We start from the raw sequence: 16,867 nt of genomic DNA on the forward strand, positions 1-16,867 counted from the left end.
CAATTAATCATCGAAATCGCCCTCAGGTCCCTTGTTGCCGGCTAGCGCCTTTGCCTTGGTTATGATCATTTCTTTGGTCCAGTCGGCCGGATCCTCGACAATTTTACCCTTGGGCCCGAGGTCATATGAACCAGCTCGCAAGATGGCCTCCTTGGCAAGCGTTGCGGTCCCTGCTGCGTTAAAAACCTCAGTGAGAATCTTGTAAACAAAGTCCTCGACACCCTTACTCATCCGCTCCCGGATCGCTCTTGGCTGTGACAGCAACAGGCTCTCAAAGGGCAGGTTGAGATTTTTATAGTTACCGCCCTTCCACCCGTTCTTAGCGGCCAGAGCAGTCATCTTCAACCACATTTCCTCGCTCATCCCCTGGTCTTTAACCTTGATGAAATTGCCGTCGGCATCAAGTATGGCATTGCCGTAGTCGTTGACCTCCACTCCCCAGGACACCATCTGCAGGGCGGTGGCGACATTGGCCTTGGTGGTGTTGGTCTTTGCGGCAATGGCTCGCAATTTATCGGAATTATTTCCTGATGTCCCATGCTGCGCTCCGGAAATCTTATAGGGTTCAAGTGCCTTGTGAATTTCAGCGGTAAGTTCCACCTGAATTCCCTGGCCGCTTGCCTCAAGACCGTGGGTTGTGCCGTTGTTCAAGGCTATCCAGTCGGGAAAAACGCCATTTGCATTCAGCCCCTTAATGAGAAACGAGGCATCAGCAACCGTCGACAATCCTTGATCTCCTTTGATCTCACCCACCTCAGTTTCCAGGCCGGCCCATGTCGGAATAAAAGAACTGAGTTCGATATTGGCCAAGAGGTTCAGGTCATCCGGCATATGCGAGGCATCGACGGCGATCGAGGTGATTCCAGCATCGAACATTGCCGGAATCTCCATCCTGGCAAAAGGCAGATCGGCCTCACTCTTGATACCGTAATGGTCGGCATGAACAGCCACCGGCACGGTGATGCCCAATTCATTGCACAGAGCATCAACATGCAGGGCGATATTATACGAGTTTACCGGACAATAGTTACTTTCCGATCGGGCGATTTCAATAATCAATGCGGCATCAGCACGCTGAGCCGCCTGCAGGGCACCACGAATGATAAAGCTGTTGCGGCCGTTGGCGGCGATGGTCATTGCCTGCCCTTTGGCCAGCAAGGCCCGGTCGATAACTTTGCCGCTGACAATCAATGCCTTGGAGTGGGGAAAGCGTTTGACTATGTTAGGGGGCCGGCCGATCTGAATCAATTTATCATATTCTGCATTCATTCCCATGAGATACCTCCAGAAAGCATGATTTCCATATTTCTCCGGTCCGCAACAACAAGTTCACGGGCAGGAGAGGCTGGTGAAAAGCAAATTTTTAATACTTTCTTTTTATAAACCATGGTCCAAAAGAAATCCAGGGAGGAAACTCTTTTATTCCGAGATCTTTTCGTTGTCGGATGACTCCTTGGAGAAGCCGGAAAAGCCTTTCCCGGCAAAAAGCCAGACGGCAATCACGCTTATCTCGTAAAGTATTACCAGAGGTATACCCATCATCATCTGGTTGACGACGTCGGGTGTCGGCGTGAGGATGGCGGCAATAATGAAATTAATGAGAATGGCATACTTTCTATTGCGATTGAGAAAAGCAACATCTATCAACCCGGTCTTGGCGATGAAGACCATAAACACCGGCATCTCGAAGATCACACCAAAAGCCAGCAACAACTTGGTGGCAAGGTCGAAGTATTCGCTTACCGCCGGCAGCGAAGTCAGAAACTCATTATTGTAACCGACCAGGAATTTGAAGGCTGGTGGAAAGACGACCAGATAACCAAAGGCCGCGCCACCGACAAAACACATGGAAGAGAGAAGGGAGAACGGAATCAGCACCTTCTTTTCATGGCTATACAGACCGGGTGCTACAAATCGCCATATCTGCGAAAAGATAACGGGCGAGGCGGCGAGCACACCGCAAACCAGGGCAAGCTTTAGATAAAAAAAAACCCCTCCTGGTAGGAAGTGAAGATCAAAGTCGTCCCTTCGGGAAGGACCTTGACAAGGGGTTTAAAAAACCAGGTCCCGATGGGTTCGATAACAGCATAGGACAAACAAAAACCGATAATCGTGGCGACCATCGATACAATGAGACACGAACGCAGCTCGCGAAGATGTTCAGTGAGGGCCTGCTTCTGTAATTTTCCACTATCGTCTTGCTCGTTCATATGGCATATAGGACTTTGATTTGAGAGTTCTGGTCTGCATCTTCAGAATGGACTTGATTACCACTTGCAACAAATTTTGACAAGAACCTCTGCAGACTTGGCGAAAATACTGACCCTTCCCCTTTTCCTAAAAACCTGCCCATTCCCCTTACCAATGCATGACCCCGGCCAAGATCCCTTAATTTCGAGCGAGCCATGGGTTGTATATATCGTCCGCTGCAAAGACGGCTCCTATTATACCGGGATTACCACCGACCTGGCCAGACGCATTGTCGAGCATAATTCCCCGAAAGGCGGGGCAAAATACACCAGGCCCCGCCGACCGGTAGAACTCGTCTACAGCGAACCGGCAGCCTCCAGGGCAGTTGCGGCACGGCGGGAGCACCAGGTAAAAAAAATGCCCTTTACCAGAAAAATCCGCCTCATTTTAGGTGCTGGTGCAGTAGATGCGGTAATCCAGCAGACCGCAGGCCAGGCGGCCCCTGCAAAAACCGCGATTTAGCCCAAGCTTACCCGGATGGATTCTGAAACCGTTTTGGTGAGGGTAAGGACTTTCAGAGCCTGATCCCTTGATACGGCACCGGTGCCGCAACTGGGGGTTATCAAGGTCTGGGCGCATATCGTTTTCCGGTCTATGCCGATTGCTTGCAGCTGTTCGGTCTGTTGCAACCATTTTTCGACAAGGGATTCGGCATTCACTGCATCGATTAGCTCCGGGGCGGTTGGAATAATGCCGCTTGCGAGAATCCCTCCTTTCTTAAAAAACTCGACAAGATGGTCAGGGTAAAGAATCAGCTTATCAAAATAGGAATAGGCGTCGTAACTGACGATGTCGACACCTGATTCAAATACCACCGACCATTCGGTGTTGGCGCAGACATGCACCCCCGACAGTCCGTTTTCGGCCCTGACGGCGGCAAAGGCCTCCGAAAGGCAAGCCACAATATCTTCATGGGTAATGGTAATAAATGCCGAAGATCCGAGACCGGCAAGCCCCGGTTCATCAAAAAACATGATTGTTCTTCCGCATAATTCCTTCATTTTTCTGACTTGCCATCTCGCCTTCATCGCCAGGTGTTTGACTGCGATATCCCGCAATTGATCATCATAAAATATCGCTCGCCCAGCCTGATCAACCAGGCCGGTGCAAAAGGTGAATGGCCCGGTGGTTTGTCCTTTCAGGGCGGTTAGCGTTTCTTTTCTGGCCTGGGCCATCTGCAAAAAAGTGTAAAATCCGGGAGCGGCGGCTGGAGACAAAATAAACTGCGATTCCCCGAGATCTCCAATGCCCTCTGCCACGGCCAGGTATTCCTCATAGAAGGCAAGGATCTCTTCCTCGAAGGAGCTACCCTTGGTGTCAACAAAAACCTTACCATCAGATTCTACAACACCCGGCAATCCAGGAAGAAACTGCTGCATCATGCCTTCTGTCCGATACATCGGCAACTGCGGCCAAAGGGGAATATTGGGAGTATAGTCAAAGATCAGAGAGGTGGCTTCCTGATGACTTGCGAGGGGCAAGCTACCAATGAGCAGCGGCAAACAATTGGGCGTAAATGCAGACATGGCTGATACCTTTATTGTGATAAGTGAACCGGAATCTTGTTTTGTAGCTATCGTACAGTAATCCCGATGGCAAGAATGTCATCCCTCTTTTCCAATGGACTGGTGCCTTTTACAAATCGGCAACCAGAGCGGTAACCAAGCTGATTTACCGATCTTGTCTGCTCAAACAATACGTATGCCCCGGCGCGATACGACAAAGTTGATTGCGCTTTCTGGTCATCTGCCTTTCCCCAACTTTACCGGGTCATCAGATGATGAACCCCCTTTTCCAAACCATCGAGGGACAACTCAAACATTGGAAAGATCGAGCGAATGACGTTAAGGGACTGGGTATACGGCCAAAGGCGTTCCTCTATGGGATTCAGCCAGATTGCCCGCCGAAAGGTCCCGGCCAAGAATCTGAGTTGTTCGATCGAGGGCTTACCGCTGCGCTCGAAGGCATAGATGGAACCATCGGTTGCCATCAATTCATACGGTGCCATGCTGGCATCGCCGACTATGATCAGACGGGTATCGGGATCGAGCCGGACAAAATCTTTAATAGCAGTTGGCCGTTTATAGCGTGCCGCATCCTCCCAAAGCAGGTCGTAGACCGTGTTGTGGAAAAAATAGGTCTTCAAATCCTTAAATTGTGATTTGGCATAGCTGAACAGGGTCTGAACCAACTCGACGTGGGGCTCCATCGACCACCCGCCGTTATCAATAGCCAGGATCACCTTCAATCTATCGACGACACTCCGGTCAAACACCAGTTCGATTTCACCACCGTTTTTCATGGTCCGATACAGGGTTTGGTCGATATTCAACCGGTCCTTAACACCCTGCGGAACCAGATGGCGCAACCGTTTCAGTGCCTCACCAACGGAATTCCGGGTAAGAACGCCACGAGTTGAATACTCCCGGTATCGTCTCTCACCTGCCACCTTGACGGCGGAACGCCCCATCGACATACCCCCGACCCGTAAACCGCCGGGATGATACCCCGAGTGTCCGACTGGTGAAGTACCACCGGTGCCAATCCATTTTGAACCGCCATCATGCCGCCCCTGCTGATCTTTCAGGCGGGCTTTAAAATATTCCAACAATTCACCTGGAGACATCGCCGCCAACTTCTTTGCATCAAGCCCCAGTGCCCCGGCAAGTTCTTTCGGATTTTTGAGCCATTCCTGGATCATCCCGTTGGCAAGAAGATCAAGGGCTTCCTCATCTGCGGCGCCATCCGGCAGCTCCGCACCAGCGAATACATGGGCAAATACCTGGTCATAGAGGTCAAAATACTTCTCATTCTTCACCAGAATAGTTCTTGCAGCGGTGTATAAATCATCGACCGAATTAACCAGCCCGCGGTGCATCGCTTTATGGAGAATAAGAAAGGATGTCGGACTGACGGGTATGCCGACATCTTTCAGGTGATAAAAGAAGCTAACAAACATGTCCGTTCCTCGATCAAAAAAAGCGTTTTTTGGCAAGACTGGCGGTTGACCGTTGGTAATCGGCACTTTTCTTAAAAAGTACCCCGAGATAGGGGATTTCTTTTTTCAGCCGTTCACCGTCCCTGAAATCGGGATCGCTGGCCAGGGCGCGCAACCAGTTGATCAGTTCACGGGTGGCCGGTTTCTTTTCCAGGCCATCGAGATTTCGCAGATCATAAAAGGCACCTATAGCGATGTCAGTCAATTTTTTATCGATAGCGGGAAAGTGAACTGCAATTATATTGCGCATCATCTTCGGATCGGGAAAAGCAATATGATGAAAGTTGCACCGTCCGAGAAACGGGTCGGATAAATCTTTTTTGGCATTGGAAGTAATGATGATGACCGGCCGGTGCACTGCCCGTACGGTCTCATCGGTCTCCATGATATCAAACTGCATCTGATCAAGGACATCGAGCATATCGTCCTGAAATTCGGTCTCGGCCTTGTCGATCTCATCGATCAACAAAACGCACTTGCTGTCGGCGGTAAAGGCCTGACCGATCTTGCCCATTTTAATATACTCGGAGATATTGCTCACGTTTCGCCTGGAGTCACCGAACCGGCTGTCGTTTAAGCGCGTTAGGGTATCATATTGATACAGGGCTTCGACCAGTTTCATGTTCGACTTGACATTCAAGATGATCAGCGGCATCCGCAGGCTCTCGGCTATCGCATGGGCGAGCATGGTCTTCCCGGTACCAGGTTCCCCCTTCAAGAGTAGGGGCATTTCCAATACCATGGAGATGTTGACTATCTTTGCCAATTCCGGGTCGAGAACATATTTGGCGGCACCAACAAAATTGACTGACTCCATCATTTCCCTCGTTGATTAGAATTTGATATACGAACTGTTGATCTGTTACTCACCGAATATTCGGCAAAGACTCCCCGACATCCACCGGCAGCGGACACCCCGTATCCGTCACGATTTTCCGAAAGACAGGAAACGGTACGAAAGACAGGAAACGGTACAATACTCTCTGCGAAAATACGATGCCCATGGCCATCGAAATCGACAATAATTCATCATCGTTTTTTGCTGATTGTGTAAATGACTGCTCGACGGAGACACTAAAAGGCGGTATATTCCAATGGTTTTTCGTTGCTATTTGGGTAGTTATCTCTCGGCAATGGCCATAATACCGGACGTTGACAGGAATTCTTCGAAAAGCTGCGCCAACCTTTAAGAAATATTTCTCAAAAATGTTGTTGTATTGCAGCTGCTCTACAGAGCCTTGGTCGCATTCGGCAAATCATGCAGCAGCAACAAAAATGAACCAGGAGGAAGAGGGAGAAGCATGGCATCATTTATGATTATCATCTGACACTTGCCAGGATTTTCGATAACCATGAATTGATAAATCAACAATCATTCCACTGAATGGAAACAAGACTGAGGGTATAGAAAATTCATTATGACTTTGAATATACTATTTGGTTTTTCTGCAGTTGTTTGTCTGATTGGCCTCATTATCAGGTTGTCAATATGGTTTTCCCAGGGCATGAGCCCGCCCGCCGCCCCCGCCGCACCAGTTGGCACAAGGATGACCGAGGCACTCAAGGCAGTTGTCGGCTCGTTTTTCAGTGCCAAGATTTTTCTTATTATCAAATCGGTTTTTGTTGACCTTCTTTTTCAAAAGCGCATTTTTGACAAAAGCGTACTGCGCTGGATTGCCCATACCCTGATTTTTAGCGGCTTTATTCTCTTACTGCTCATGCATGCCTTGCATTCGGTAGTGACTGAGCCCCTTTTCAAGGATTATCAATCAACGCTCAACCCCTACCTTTTCCTGCGTAATCTGTTCGGATTGATGGTTATTTTGGGAGTGGTAATTGCCATTTTCCGAAGAATAACCCTGAAACCGCAACGTTTGAAGACCTACGCCAGTGACTGGACTGCCCTGATTTTCCTCCTTGTCATTATCCTCTCCGGCATGCTTCTCGAGGGGTCAAAAATGGCATCCCAGTCTACATTTCAAAGAATGGTCGAAGACGTATCACTCTCCGACGAGGAAGAGGTAAAGGCATTAGAAGCCTTTTGGGTTCAGGAAAACGGCCTTGCGCCGACCAATTTCCAGACTGCTCCCCCCGCTGAGATCGTCGCCAAGGGCAAGGAAATCAACGGCGACTACTGCATGGACTGTCACGCATCCAACAAGGCCGCATTTGCAAGCTTTACCTTGGCCAAGATAAGCCCCATCTTCTTCGCGGTTTTCGGTGACGCCCTGACGGTAAAACTCCTCTGGTATTTGCATATCCTGGCTTGCCTCGCCTTCCTCGCCTGGCTCCCCTTCAGTAAGATGTTTCATATCCTGGCGGCGCCGGTTAGCTTGCTCATCAAAGGCGTCACCGGGGATCAAATACGTGAACCGGCAAATATTCTGACCAGACAGATGATAGGTCTATCGGCATGTACCCATTGCGGCTCATGCAGTCTTGAATGTTCTTCGAATATGTTCTTCGAAACCTTCCAGAACGATTTCATCCTCCCTTCAGAAAAGGTTCAATATCTGAAGAAAATTGCGGCCGGTAAGGAAACCGATCCGGCAGTTTTGAAGCAAATGCAGCAGGGCCTGTATGTCTGCACCAGCTGTGACCGCTGCACCACGGTCTGCCCTTCAGGCATCAACTTAAAAGAGTTGTTCGTCAGTTCGCGTTACACCTTACTCAAAGAGGGAATGCCCGAAACGACTATGCTCAGCCACTTCTCCTTCCCCTTGGCCTTGGCTCAGAACTTCGTTGATGACCATTTACAGGCATTGAAGAAGGTGACCGACATCTTCATAAAGAGCTTTCAGCATCTTGCCGATACTTCTTCGCCGATAACACTGGGCACATCCAAGGGTTTTGGTAACACTACATTTCGTGGATGTTTTTCGTGCCAGCGCTGCACCAACATCTGCCCAGTGGTGCGCAGCTATGATGATCCTGTCGAGGCACTGGGGATGCTGCCGCATCAGATCATGTTCAGCCTTGGTATCGGCAACACCGAGTTGGCCATGGGCTCGCAAATGATCTGGAGTTGCTCCACCTGCTACCTTTGTCAGGAGCACTGCCCTAATCAGGTTGAACTCACTGATATCTTCTACTCTCTTAAGAACAGTGCCCTTAAAAAAGTTGAGACAGGAGTACACTCATGAAATATGCATTTTTTCAGGGTTGCAACATCCCGATCCGCATCCAGCAATATGCAACGTCAACCACCGCTGTTCTCGCCAAGTTCGGAATAGAGCTGGAGGTGGTGCCCACCTTCAACTGTTGCGGATATCCAGCTCGGAACGTCGATGAGAAGGCGTATATTCTCCCCTCAGTGCGGAACCTGGCCATTGCTGAAAAGAGAGGTCAAGATATTCTGGTCATCTGCAACTGTTGTTTTGCCAGCCTGCAAAAGGCCAAGAACGTGATGAGTAAAAATGCGCAACTCATGGAGGAACTGAACAGCATCCTCGCCAAAGAAGACCTCCATTATTCAGGAAAAGCTGAAGTTAAACATTACCTTACAGTGCTTTACCAAGAGGTCGGTACGGAAAAAATCAAGGCCCAGCGGGTTAATGCCTTTACCGATCTCAATATCGCGGTCATCCAGGGTTGCCATGTCCTTCGCCCGAGGGAAATCACCCACTTTGACGATTCCTTCGTACCCCGCATCACCGAGGAACTTATCGGCACAACCGGGGTCAAAAGTCTTGATTGGCAAGGAAAACTCGAGTGCTGCGGCGCTGCACTGGCCGGCATCAACAATGATCTGTCCCACAGGTTGCTCAGGGAAAAAATTACCGGTGCTCAGGCAGCGGGGGCTGAATATATAACGCCTATCTGTTCCTATTGTCACCTGCAGTTCGATACCACCCAGCAAAACATCCGCAATGGTGCCGCAGGCGAAAAACTCCTGCCGGTGCTCCTCTTCCCACAGCTCCTCGGGTTGTGTCTTGGCATTGATGAAAAAGCCCTGGGAATTGCCAGCAACAGTACTATTGCTACAGAAGACATCAATCGAATCAAGAGCCTCCTTGGACCACCTACCGAGGAAAAAAAGAAAAAGAAGGCAAAAGTGGCAGCTTGACCGGCAGGCCAATAAGGCAGTAAGGACTCTGCAAAAACCACCCCATCAACTTTCTTGATTGGGTGGTTTTTTCTTTTATTTCTCTAGAAGATGCTTACACTTGTCGATCAAGACGCACTGTGCAACTTCTTTGTTCTTACGGGTAGAGCCGGCTTTCGCGCCCGCCCCCCAAGGGCCACCGTCCCGGCCCATAGAAGAAGGAAAAAAGGACCTTGATGAGTTTTTAATTATCAAGGTTGCCCCAAGCTCATCTTCTTGTTTGTTATAACAGCTTTTCGGGATATGGCACTGATAATTGTTTTTTCATTAACGTGAAACTTAGACGGAGATATCTATGAGTAAGGTTATTGCCTTTGCAGGAAAGGGAGGGGTAGGAAAAACCACTGTCGCAACCTTGGTTGTGCGATACCTCGGGGAGACAGGAAAAACACCGGTTCTGGCCGTCGATGCCGACCCCAATAGCAACCTTGGGGAAACGATGGGACTCGACGTTACAACGACGATTGGCGAGATACGGGAAAACTATATGAAGGATCCGCAGGGAATTCCTTCAGGGATGGATAAGGTTAATTACCTTGAGACCCTTATCGAGCAGGCCTTAATTGAAAAGCCAAAATTTGACCTCCTGGTCATGGGCCGCCAAGAAGGCCAAGGCTGTTATTGCATGGTCAATAATATCCTCAACCGCTTTACCGACAAATTGGCCGGTCATTATAAATACACAATTGTCGACAATGAGGCCGGCATGGAACATCTCAGCCGACGGACCAGCGGCAAGGTGGATGTGCTCTTTCTTGTCACCGATTATTCCCTGCGCGGTCTCAGGGCCGTGCGTAGAATCAACCAAATGCTCCCGGGTCTAAAACTCGACGTAAAAAAACTGGCAATTGTCGTGACCCGCGGCCCGGAGAAGCTCAGTGACGCCTTCATGGCCGAGGTGACGGAAATTGGCTTACCGATTGCTGGCATAATCCCCCATGATCCAGCGCTCCTCGAGTTTGACATGGAAAGGCGCTCCTTGCTCGAACTCCCCGATAATGCACCATCCGTGCAGGCAATCGAAAAATTGATGGCTGATTATTGCCCACCTCTCTCAAAATAGACCAAATATGGGGGACGATCACAGTCCCCCAAAATCCCGCCTTCTATCCGGCCGTTTCACAAGACCGCGTCTTTTCGCCCTACCTTGCAGATTTTTTTGATCCTTGCAGTAATCTTGACCTATATCAATGTTGCGTTTTGCGAATGTGTGTAGACTTTTCAATAATGGGACACTCTCCATACCAGAGAGATATAAACCATCTTCATTTATAAACATCCCCGAGGAAACATCTATGAAATGCCCAGGCCAGGACACAAAATATTGGAAAGCAGGCGCCATCTTTGAAGTGCAGTGCCCTAAATGCAACACCTCCGTTGAATTTTACAAGGATGACACCAGCCGGAAATGTGGCAATTGTGGTCATCGTTTTGTCAATCCAAACTTGGACTTTGGCTGTGCTTCCTATTGCCCATACGCCGAGCAGTGCCTGGGTGCCCTACCGGAAGACTTCACCGGAGCGAAAGAAAATCTCTTAAAAGACAAGGTTGCCGTGGAGATGAAGAGATTTTTTCAATCTGATTTCAAGCGGATCCGTCAAGCTACCACCACCGCCAAGTTCGCTGAAAACATAGGCAAAGCCGAGGGAGGCAATCTTGCTGTCCTGCTTTGTGCCGCATACCTCCACGACACCGGTCTGAGCGAGGCTCAAGCTATACTGAATAAACTTGGTGCCGGCGAAATGATGATTAAAGAAATCTGTACAGTACTTCTTCACGACCACCAGGTTAGCGAAGGTGACTCGCTCCAGGCAAAAATTCTCCATGACGCTCTTTCGCTCAGACAAATGCAGGAAGAATTGAAAGAAAAACCGGCAAGTGACCGAAAAACTCAACCGACCTCAGTAAAGAAGTTCTTTACCAATTCTGCCAAAGAGATTGCGGCCACCCTTGTTGACTAGGGAACACTAGCAATCAGCCTTTTAATGTCACACAGATGCTTTTTTGCCAAAAGACCTCCGCGGGCATAAAACACTACGTTCCAGCCGCTGTTGCCGATACTTTGGTGCAATGGTTCCAGTCGGTACCATAAAGTTCCTTGGTGATCCCCATCCCTTTCTTGTCTCTTGCAGCGCTTTACGATATCATCAAGAAACTCATCCTTGGTGAAGAGATTTTCAACTGATCATCCCCAAGATGATCAGTTGGCAAAGCTGCTATAAATGAATCCTCAGTCAACTATAATAAACAGAGAAGAAGGTGCCCATGGCCTCGGTATTAATCGTCGATGACGAACGCAGTATGCGGGATTTTCTCAAGATCCTTCTGGAGAAAGCGGGGCATAAGGTGAGTATCGCCGAAAGTGGTCAAAAGGCATTGGCACTTCTCGATAATCAACCGGTGGAGGTCGTCGTCAGTGATATTCGTATGCCGGGAATGACCGGAATTGAACTCCTTGAAACGATAAAAGAGAATTTCCCCGATCTGCCGGTCATAATGATCACCGCCTTCGCGTCTCCCGATGATGCCGTTTTGGCAATGAAGAACGGGGCCTTCGATTACATCACCAAGCCGTTCAATGTTGACGAAATCAAAGCAGTAATTGAATCAGCAACCAGTAAAACCCAGCAAACTAAAAAACCAGAAGATCTCAGTGACTGTTTCCCGGAAATAATCGGGAAGAGCAGAGAAATGTTGAAAATATTCGACATGATCCAACGTGTTGCCCCGACACCGGCCAACGTCCTCATCTATGGAGAATCCGGAACCGGCAAGGAGTTGGTGGCACAAGCCATTCATCAGCATAGCAAGGTGGCTGCCCATAACTTTGTGCCAATTACCTGCAGCGCTATCCCGGAAGACCTGATGGAAAGTGAACTGTTTGGCCACATAAAGGGATCTTTCACCGGGGCGATCAGCGACAAACCGGGATTATTTAATGAGGCGGACGGCGGCACCGCCTTCCTCGACGAAATAGGTGAGTTGACGCCAATTATCCAAACAAAACTGTTGCGCGTCCTGCAGGAACGAGAGATAAAACCGGTCGGCGGAACGCGGTCAAAACGCATTGATGTCCGGATCATTGCCGCCACCAACAAGATTCTTGAAGATGAAATCCGCGCGGGAAGGTTCAGAGAGGATCTTTTTTACCGTCTGGCAGTTGTTCCGATGCGGGTACCGGCGCTCCGCGAGCGAAAGGAAGATGTCCCCTTGTTGGTCGACTACTTCCTAAAGAAATATTCCCGGCAGCTTGGTAAAGAAGTCCAAGAAATCTCCTCCTATGGTCTGCAGGTATTAATGAATTACCATTTTCCGGGCAATGTTCGGGAATTGGAGAACATTATCGAACGAGGGGTTGCCCTGGCCGGATCGAACATCATCCTCCCTGAAAGCCTGACTTTCGCCAGCAAAAGCACGCTGGCAGCCCCGCCTATGGAAAAGAATGAATACGACAATCTCTTTCAAGCAGCCGCAAGTGAAGAGGAACTCTTCGATTTGGGGCTTGAAAAAATTGTCGACAATCTGGAAAAGCGCCTCATAGCCCATGCCTTGAAAAAAACCAACAATTCAAAGATGCAGGCCGCCGATCTTTTGCGCCTTAGCTTTCGTTCCCTGCGATATAAAGTCAAGAAATACGGATTGAGTTGAGCACGCAATGGATCTTTCCCCCCTCATCGAAAACGCCCGGAACACCAAGAGCGTCGACCAAATTCTCAGAAATCAGCTGCTCTGGATGCTGGCGCTGCGGATTGTCCTCTATACCCTCTTGATGGTCATTAGTTATGTTTTCCGCAGCGCCCGTTTTGATGTTATCGTCCTGCCGCCCAATATCCTGATTTTACTGCTTCTGTTAGTATTCCTGACAACCATCTTCTCGGCATTTTTTTTGATGATTTATCAGGGAAATTTGCGGAAATTCGGCTTTGCCCAAAACCTCCTCGACACATGTTTCGTGGCATTGCTGGTCTTCTTTTCCGGCTCTTCGCAATCAATCTTCACCTCTGTATTCTTTTTTCCGATTATAGCCGGCGGACTGATCCTGCCAAGAAAAGGTGGACTGATTGCCGCCGCATCGGCAACTCTCCTGTTTGGAAGCATTCTCTTCCTTGAGGCTTACGAACTTTACCCAGAGTATCTGCGAATAACACCGCCGAATCCAACGGTTATCCTCAACCATTTCTCGGTTCATGGATTGACCTTCTTTCTCGCTGCGGTTCTTAGTGCCCTTTTTGGCATGCGGCTGCACAAAACCGAAAACGCCCTCTCTGATTCCTTACGGGATTTCGATCAACTGACTATTCTCTACAAACAAATCTTCGATAATATCTCTACAGGCATCATAACAATTGACGTCCACCATACGATTACCTCGGCTAACAATGCTGTCGAAAAGATTACCGGATTCCATCACCTTGATCTCTTAGGGAAAAAGCTCGAAGTAGCTTTCCCGAATCTTGATATATCGGGAGACAACACCCGCTTGACCGCCGACTTCATCAAACAAGACGGCAATAAGGTCCGAATAGGCTATTCCCATATTAATATTCCACCGTCGAACGACCCGAGGCCAACACAGGAGCCTCCGCATAAAATCATAACGTTAAAGGACATAAGTGAGATTGAAAAATTGGAACGCCAGGTCAGACAAACCGAGAAGCTCGCTGCTATCGGCATGATGAGTGCGAGTATTGCGCACGATTTCCGTAACCCTCTGACAGCTATATCGGGTTCAGCCCAGGTTCTCGCCAACGAGTATTCATCCGGCGGCTCGGAAAATTATACCAATTTCCAATTGACTACCATCATCCTCAGAGAATCAAATCGCCTCATTGAAACCATCAGCGATTTCCTGCGGTTTTCCAGGCCGGAAATCGCCCGTTGCAACTGGTTCTCTCTCCGCGGCTGCATTGAGGAAGTCCTGCAGGTCTGCAAGGTGGATCCCGCTTGGCCGGAGTCAGCGCAGATACACTGCGATTTTGATCAAAAAATCGATATCTGGGCGGATGAAAAAGAGATCTTCACAGTCTTCACCCATCTCATACTCAATGGTTTAGCTTTTTGCCCGCCAGGCAAAGAGTGCATCACCATTGAGGCCCGTGAGATAAAAGACAAGGAACTTCATGAGGCAATTGAAATTTCAATCAGTGATAATGGACCGGGGATTGAGGAGGCTAAAAGGGAACAGATCTTCGAGCCGTTTTACACGACACGCCCTGAGGGAACTGGGCTTGGCCTGGCAATAGTCAAACAGACTATTGATGAGCACCAGGGCTCTATCGAGGTGATGTGCAGCCGGGATGGAGGGGCCAGATTCACCATAACCCTCCCCCTGCCCCAATAACCGGGTAAGACTCTACACATTCACCTCTTTTACTTTGCCTTTTGGCCGATAGCTGGGGGAAAGGCCGGCTCGTCATTGAAGTTAAAATTTTCTGCCTTCAAATGGACGGTCCCTGTCCCAGTGCGATCAACTGCTGTTATCGCGCCACCAATCCAAAGTTTCTTGCCAGACTCCAGCTGCCGAAGCTTAGGGTAGAGGGAGGTATCAACTTCACTCTCAATCACCACTCCAAAACCATTTTCGGCCGCATCGAGGACAAGGGTAGCCTTGCTACTGCCTTCAGTTGCCTGCAAGGTAAAAAAATACCCAGGCCACAATACACGCAGACCGGTAAATTTCGCCTCGACAACGTCCTCATTGAGATTTTCCAGGGAAGTCAACTGTTGCAAAAGTTCGTCAGGGGAAGGTGTAAGAGAAAACGTCGCGGATTGCGATGGCTCCTGACCTGTTGCATCTACGCCTTGATGTTCGACTTTAAGCTCAACACTCTTCGGAATATTCGTTGCCAGAGGCTCCTTTTCCGAACGCATCAGCATGAGCAAACTACCTCCACCCCCGACGATTAAAATGAAGACAATTATTGAACCGGCGAGTACCGCTCTTTTTCGATTCTTTCTTAGATATTCTAGTAGTATCGGTAGCATGTTCAATGCGTCCTTATCCGACGATTATGATCCGGGTCTTCCTGCGGCGTCTGTCGCCTCAGCCTCTTGAGCAATGATAATATTTGGCGGAACCATTAGCAAATCATCACTTCGCTAAAATTGTCTTTATTCTATTCTCAAACAGAATCGAAACAAAGAGTAACTGCAAAGAACCTAGAGCCCATCATGGCAAGAGGAGCAGCACCACCTAATAACCTCTGAACCTTCTAGCTCTTTTACCATAGAATCACTCTTGTTCTTTCCACACCCTGGCACCAAGACCAGTGAGTTTGTCCACAAGGTTCTCATAACCACGCTCAAGATGATATATACGCGAGATATCAGTTCTCCCGTTGGCCGCAAGCCCGGCAATAACCAGTGATGAACTAGCTCGAAGGTCAGTTGCCATGACCGGTGCACCGCTCAACCCTTTCATGCCAAGACCAGAAACCACCGCAGAATGTCCGTCAACCCTGATCTTAGCCCCCATTCTTTGCAACTCAGCCACATGCATAAAACGGTTTTCAAAGATTGTCTCGGTGATTACGCAAATGTCTGACCCTAGAGTCATCAGTGCCATATATTGTGCCTGGAGATCGGTCGGATAACCGGGATAGGGCATGGTTTTAATATCGACGCTGTTCAAAGTTGGCAATTCTCTCAAACCGGAAGGCCAGCCTATACTGATGGTGTCTTGAGTCTCAGTGATCTGCAACCCGGCACTGCGTAATTTTTCTAGGAGTGAAGGCAGGTGACCGGGATTACAGTGAGTTACCGTACCTGACCCGCCGGTTGCAGCAATTGCTATAAGGTAGGTTCCGGTCTCGATTCGGTCAGGAATAATTGCACAATCGGCAGGCGTAAGGTTCCTTACGCCATGGATGGTCAGCCTATCGGTGTCGCGCCCTTCAATTCTTGCCCCCATTCCATTCAACATATCAATGAGATTGCCGATCTCAGGCTCACGGGCGGCATTTTTGATGAAGGTGGTACCCTCTGCCAGGACAGCGGCCATTAGCAGGTTTTCCGTACCAGTCACCGAGGGAATATCAAAGTATATGACACTCCCCTGCATCGGTCCATTAATGTGAGCATCAACGTATCCACCATCAAGATTGCAGGTAACCCCAAGGCGTTCTAGGCCCATTATGTGAAAATTTATTGGCCTCGCTCCGATAGCGCAACCTCCCGGTAACGAGACCTTGGCCTTGCCAAGCCTGGCTAGCAACGGCCCCAATACGAGCACTGAGGCACGCATGGTTTTCACCAAATCATATGGCGCCTCGGCATGGATGAGATTGGTTGAATCAATGACCAGGAGGTCGCCGGTCCTTTCACTTCTAACCCCGAGATTTTCCAGGAGCCGGATAAATGTGCGAGTATCCCGGAGATCGGGAACATTGCGCAGAATATGTCGCCCAGGCGTCAGCAGGGTCGCGGCCATCAAAGGCAGTGCAGCGTTCTTAGCCCCGCTGATTCGTACCTTTCCGTGTAACGGCACACCGCCCTCAATAACGAGTTTTTCCATT

At 49.2% G+C, this 16,867-nt stretch carries 15 protein-coding genes; 7 read left to right on the plus strand and 8 right to left on the minus strand.

The genetic code is table 11. The annotated features are described in order from the left end of the window. Window positions 1-3 precede the first annotated feature (3 nt). The 3 genes from OEL83_16260 to OEL83_16270 all read right to left on the minus strand — a co-directional run bounded on the left by OEL83_16260 (window position 4) and on the right by OEL83_16270 (window position 2,210). The gene (locus tag OEL83_16260; GenBank protein ID MDK9708597.1) at window positions 4-1,275 is read right to left on the minus strand and encodes a class II fructose-bisphosphate aldolase; all 1,272 of its coding nucleotides are present in this window, start codon (window positions 1,273-1,275) and stop codon (window positions 4-6) included. Between the two features lie 144 nt (window positions 1,276-1,419). Next, the gene (gene tatC / locus OEL83_16265) at window positions 1,420-1,956 is read right to left on the minus strand and encodes a twin-arginine translocase subunit TatC (protein MDK9708598.1); all 537 of its coding nucleotides are present in this window, start codon (window positions 1,954-1,956) and stop codon (window positions 1,420-1,422) included. 20 nt (window positions 1,957-1,976) lie between these two features. After that, entirely contained in the window at window positions 1,977-2,210 is a 234-nt protein-coding gene (locus OEL83_16270) for a twin-arginine translocase subunit TatC (protein ID MDK9708599.1), read from the minus strand. 97 nt (window positions 2,211-2,307) lie between these two features. On the opposite strand from OEL83_16270, the gene OEL83_16275 reads away from it, so the two are divergent. After that, complete coding sequence (locus OEL83_16275; GenBank protein ID MDK9708600.1) at window positions 2,308-2,712, plus strand: GIY-YIG nuclease family protein; 405 nt, start codon at window positions 2,308-2,310, stop codon at window positions 2,710-2,712. On the opposite strand, the gene OEL83_16280 is transcribed toward OEL83_16275, so the two are convergent. The 3 genes from OEL83_16280 to OEL83_16290 form a co-directional block, all read right to left on the minus strand. Next, on the minus strand, window positions 2,709-3,776 hold the full coding sequence (locus OEL83_16280; protein ID MDK9708601.1) for a hypothetical protein: 1,068 nt from the start codon (window positions 3,774-3,776) through the stop codon (window positions 2,709-2,711). The genes OEL83_16275 and OEL83_16280 overlap by 4 nt on opposite strands. Window positions 3,777-4,012: 236 nt before the next feature. Next, window positions 4,013-5,209: a hypothetical protein gene (locus OEL83_16285; protein MDK9708602.1), complete on the minus strand. Its 1,197-nt coding sequence runs from the start codon at window positions 5,207-5,209 to the stop codon at window positions 4,013-4,015. Between the two features lie 13 nt (window positions 5,210-5,222). Then, window positions 5,223-6,068, minus strand: coding sequence for a MoxR family ATPase (locus OEL83_16290; protein MDK9708603.1), 846 nt, complete (start codon window positions 6,066-6,068; stop codon window positions 5,223-5,225). Between the two features lie 598 nt (window positions 6,069-6,666). Between OEL83_16290 and OEL83_16295 the strand changes: the two genes are divergently transcribed. The 6 genes from OEL83_16295 to OEL83_16320 all read left to right on the plus strand — a co-directional run bounded on the left by OEL83_16295 (window position 6,667) and on the right by OEL83_16320 (window position 14,694). After that, window positions 6,667-8,391, plus strand: coding sequence for a 4Fe-4S dicluster domain-containing protein (locus tag OEL83_16295; GenBank protein MDK9708604.1), 1,725 nt, complete (start codon window positions 6,667-6,669; stop codon window positions 8,389-8,391). Continuing rightward, entirely contained in the window at window positions 8,388-9,314 is a 927-nt protein-coding gene (locus OEL83_16300; protein MDK9708605.1) for a CoB--CoM heterodisulfide reductase iron-sulfur subunit B family protein, read from the plus strand. The genes OEL83_16295 and OEL83_16300 overlap by 4 nt, the downstream gene beginning before the upstream one ends. A 334-nt stretch (window positions 9,315-9,648) precedes the next feature. Continuing rightward, on the plus strand, window positions 9,649-10,416 hold the full coding sequence (locus OEL83_16305; protein ID MDK9708606.1) for an AAA family ATPase: 768 nt from the start codon (window positions 9,649-9,651) through the stop codon (window positions 10,414-10,416). A 232-nt stretch (window positions 10,417-10,648) separates the two neighbouring features. Further along, complete coding sequence (locus OEL83_16310) at window positions 10,649-11,314, plus strand: phosphohydrolase (GenBank protein MDK9708607.1); 666 nt, start codon at window positions 10,649-10,651, stop codon at window positions 11,312-11,314. Between the two features lie 304 nt (window positions 11,315-11,618). Then, window positions 11,619-13,001 (plus strand): sigma-54 dependent transcriptional regulator, encoded by a 1,383-nt coding sequence (locus OEL83_16315; GenBank protein MDK9708608.1) that lies wholly within the window; start codon window positions 11,619-11,621, stop codon window positions 12,999-13,001. A 7-nt stretch (window positions 13,002-13,008) separates the two neighbouring features. Beyond that, on the plus strand, window positions 13,009-14,694 hold the full coding sequence (locus OEL83_16320; GenBank protein MDK9708609.1) for an ATP-binding protein: 1,686 nt from the start codon (window positions 13,009-13,011) through the stop codon (window positions 14,692-14,694). Window positions 14,695-14,723: 29 nt separating this feature from the next. Here OEL83_16320 and OEL83_16325 read toward each other — a convergent pair whose 3' ends face one another. Further along, window positions 14,724-15,230 carry a hypothetical protein gene (locus OEL83_16325; protein ID MDK9708610.1) on the minus strand — a complete coding sequence of 169 codons (507 nt, stop codon included), beginning with the start codon at window positions 15,228-15,230 and terminating at the stop codon, window positions 14,724-14,726. Window positions 15,231-15,585: 355 nt separating this feature from the next. After that, window positions 15,586-16,866: a UDP-N-acetylglucosamine 1-carboxyvinyltransferase gene (gene murA / locus OEL83_16330; GenBank protein MDK9708611.1), complete on the minus strand. Its 1,281-nt coding sequence runs from the start codon at window positions 16,864-16,866 to the stop codon at window positions 15,586-15,588. Between the last annotated feature and the right edge of the window lies 1 nt (window position 16,867).

The sequence above is a fragment of the Desulforhopalus sp. genome, from assembly GCA_030247675.1.
Classification (GTDB): Bacteria; Desulfobacterota; Desulfobulbia; order Desulfobulbales; family Desulfocapsaceae; genus Desulforhopalus_A.

Bases quoted from the DNA above. Each gene is read 5' to 3' on its own strand.
- OEL83_16260 (MDK9708597.1), bottom strand. From the start codon at position 1,275: ATGGGAATGAATGCAGAATATGATAAATTGATTCAGATCGGCCGGCCC.
- OEL83_16270 (MDK9708599.1), bottom strand. From the start codon at position 2,210: ATGAACGAGCAAGACGATAGTGGAAAATTACAGAAGCAGGCCCTCACT.
- OEL83_16280 (MDK9708601.1), bottom strand. From the start codon at position 3,776: ATGTCTGCATTTACGCCCAATTGTTTGCCGCTGCTCATTGGTAGCTTG.
- OEL83_16285 (MDK9708602.1), bottom strand. From the start codon at position 5,209: ATGTTTGTTAGCTTCTTTTATCACCTGAAAGATGTCGGCATACCCGTC.
- OEL83_16290 (MDK9708603.1), bottom strand. From the start codon at position 6,068: ATGATGGAGTCAGTCAATTTTGTTGGTGCCGCCAAATATGTTCTCGAC.
- OEL83_16295 (MDK9708604.1), top strand. From the start codon at position 6,667: ATGACTTTGAATATACTATTTGGTTTTTCTGCAGTTGTTTGTCTGATT.
- OEL83_16300 (MDK9708605.1), top strand. From the start codon at position 8,388: ATGAAATATGCATTTTTTCAGGGTTGCAACATCCCGATCCGCATCCAG.
- OEL83_16305 (MDK9708606.1), top strand. From the start codon at position 9,649: ATGAGTAAGGTTATTGCCTTTGCAGGAAAGGGAGGGGTAGGAAAAACC.
- OEL83_16310 (MDK9708607.1), top strand. From the start codon at position 10,649: ATGAAATGCCCAGGCCAGGACACAAAATATTGGAAAGCAGGCGCCATC.
- OEL83_16315 (MDK9708608.1), top strand. From the start codon at position 11,619: ATGGCCTCGGTATTAATCGTCGATGACGAACGCAGTATGCGGGATTTT.
- OEL83_16320 (MDK9708609.1), top strand. From the start codon at position 13,009: ATGGATCTTTCCCCCCTCATCGAAAACGCCCGGAACACCAAGAGCGTC.
- OEL83_16325 (MDK9708610.1), bottom strand. From the start codon at position 15,230: ATGCTGATGCGTTCGGAAAAGGAGCCTCTGGCAACGAATATTCCGAAG.
- murA (MDK9708611.1), bottom strand. From the start codon at position 16,866: ATGGAAAAACTCGTTATTGAGGGCGGTGTGCCGTTACACGGAAAGGTA.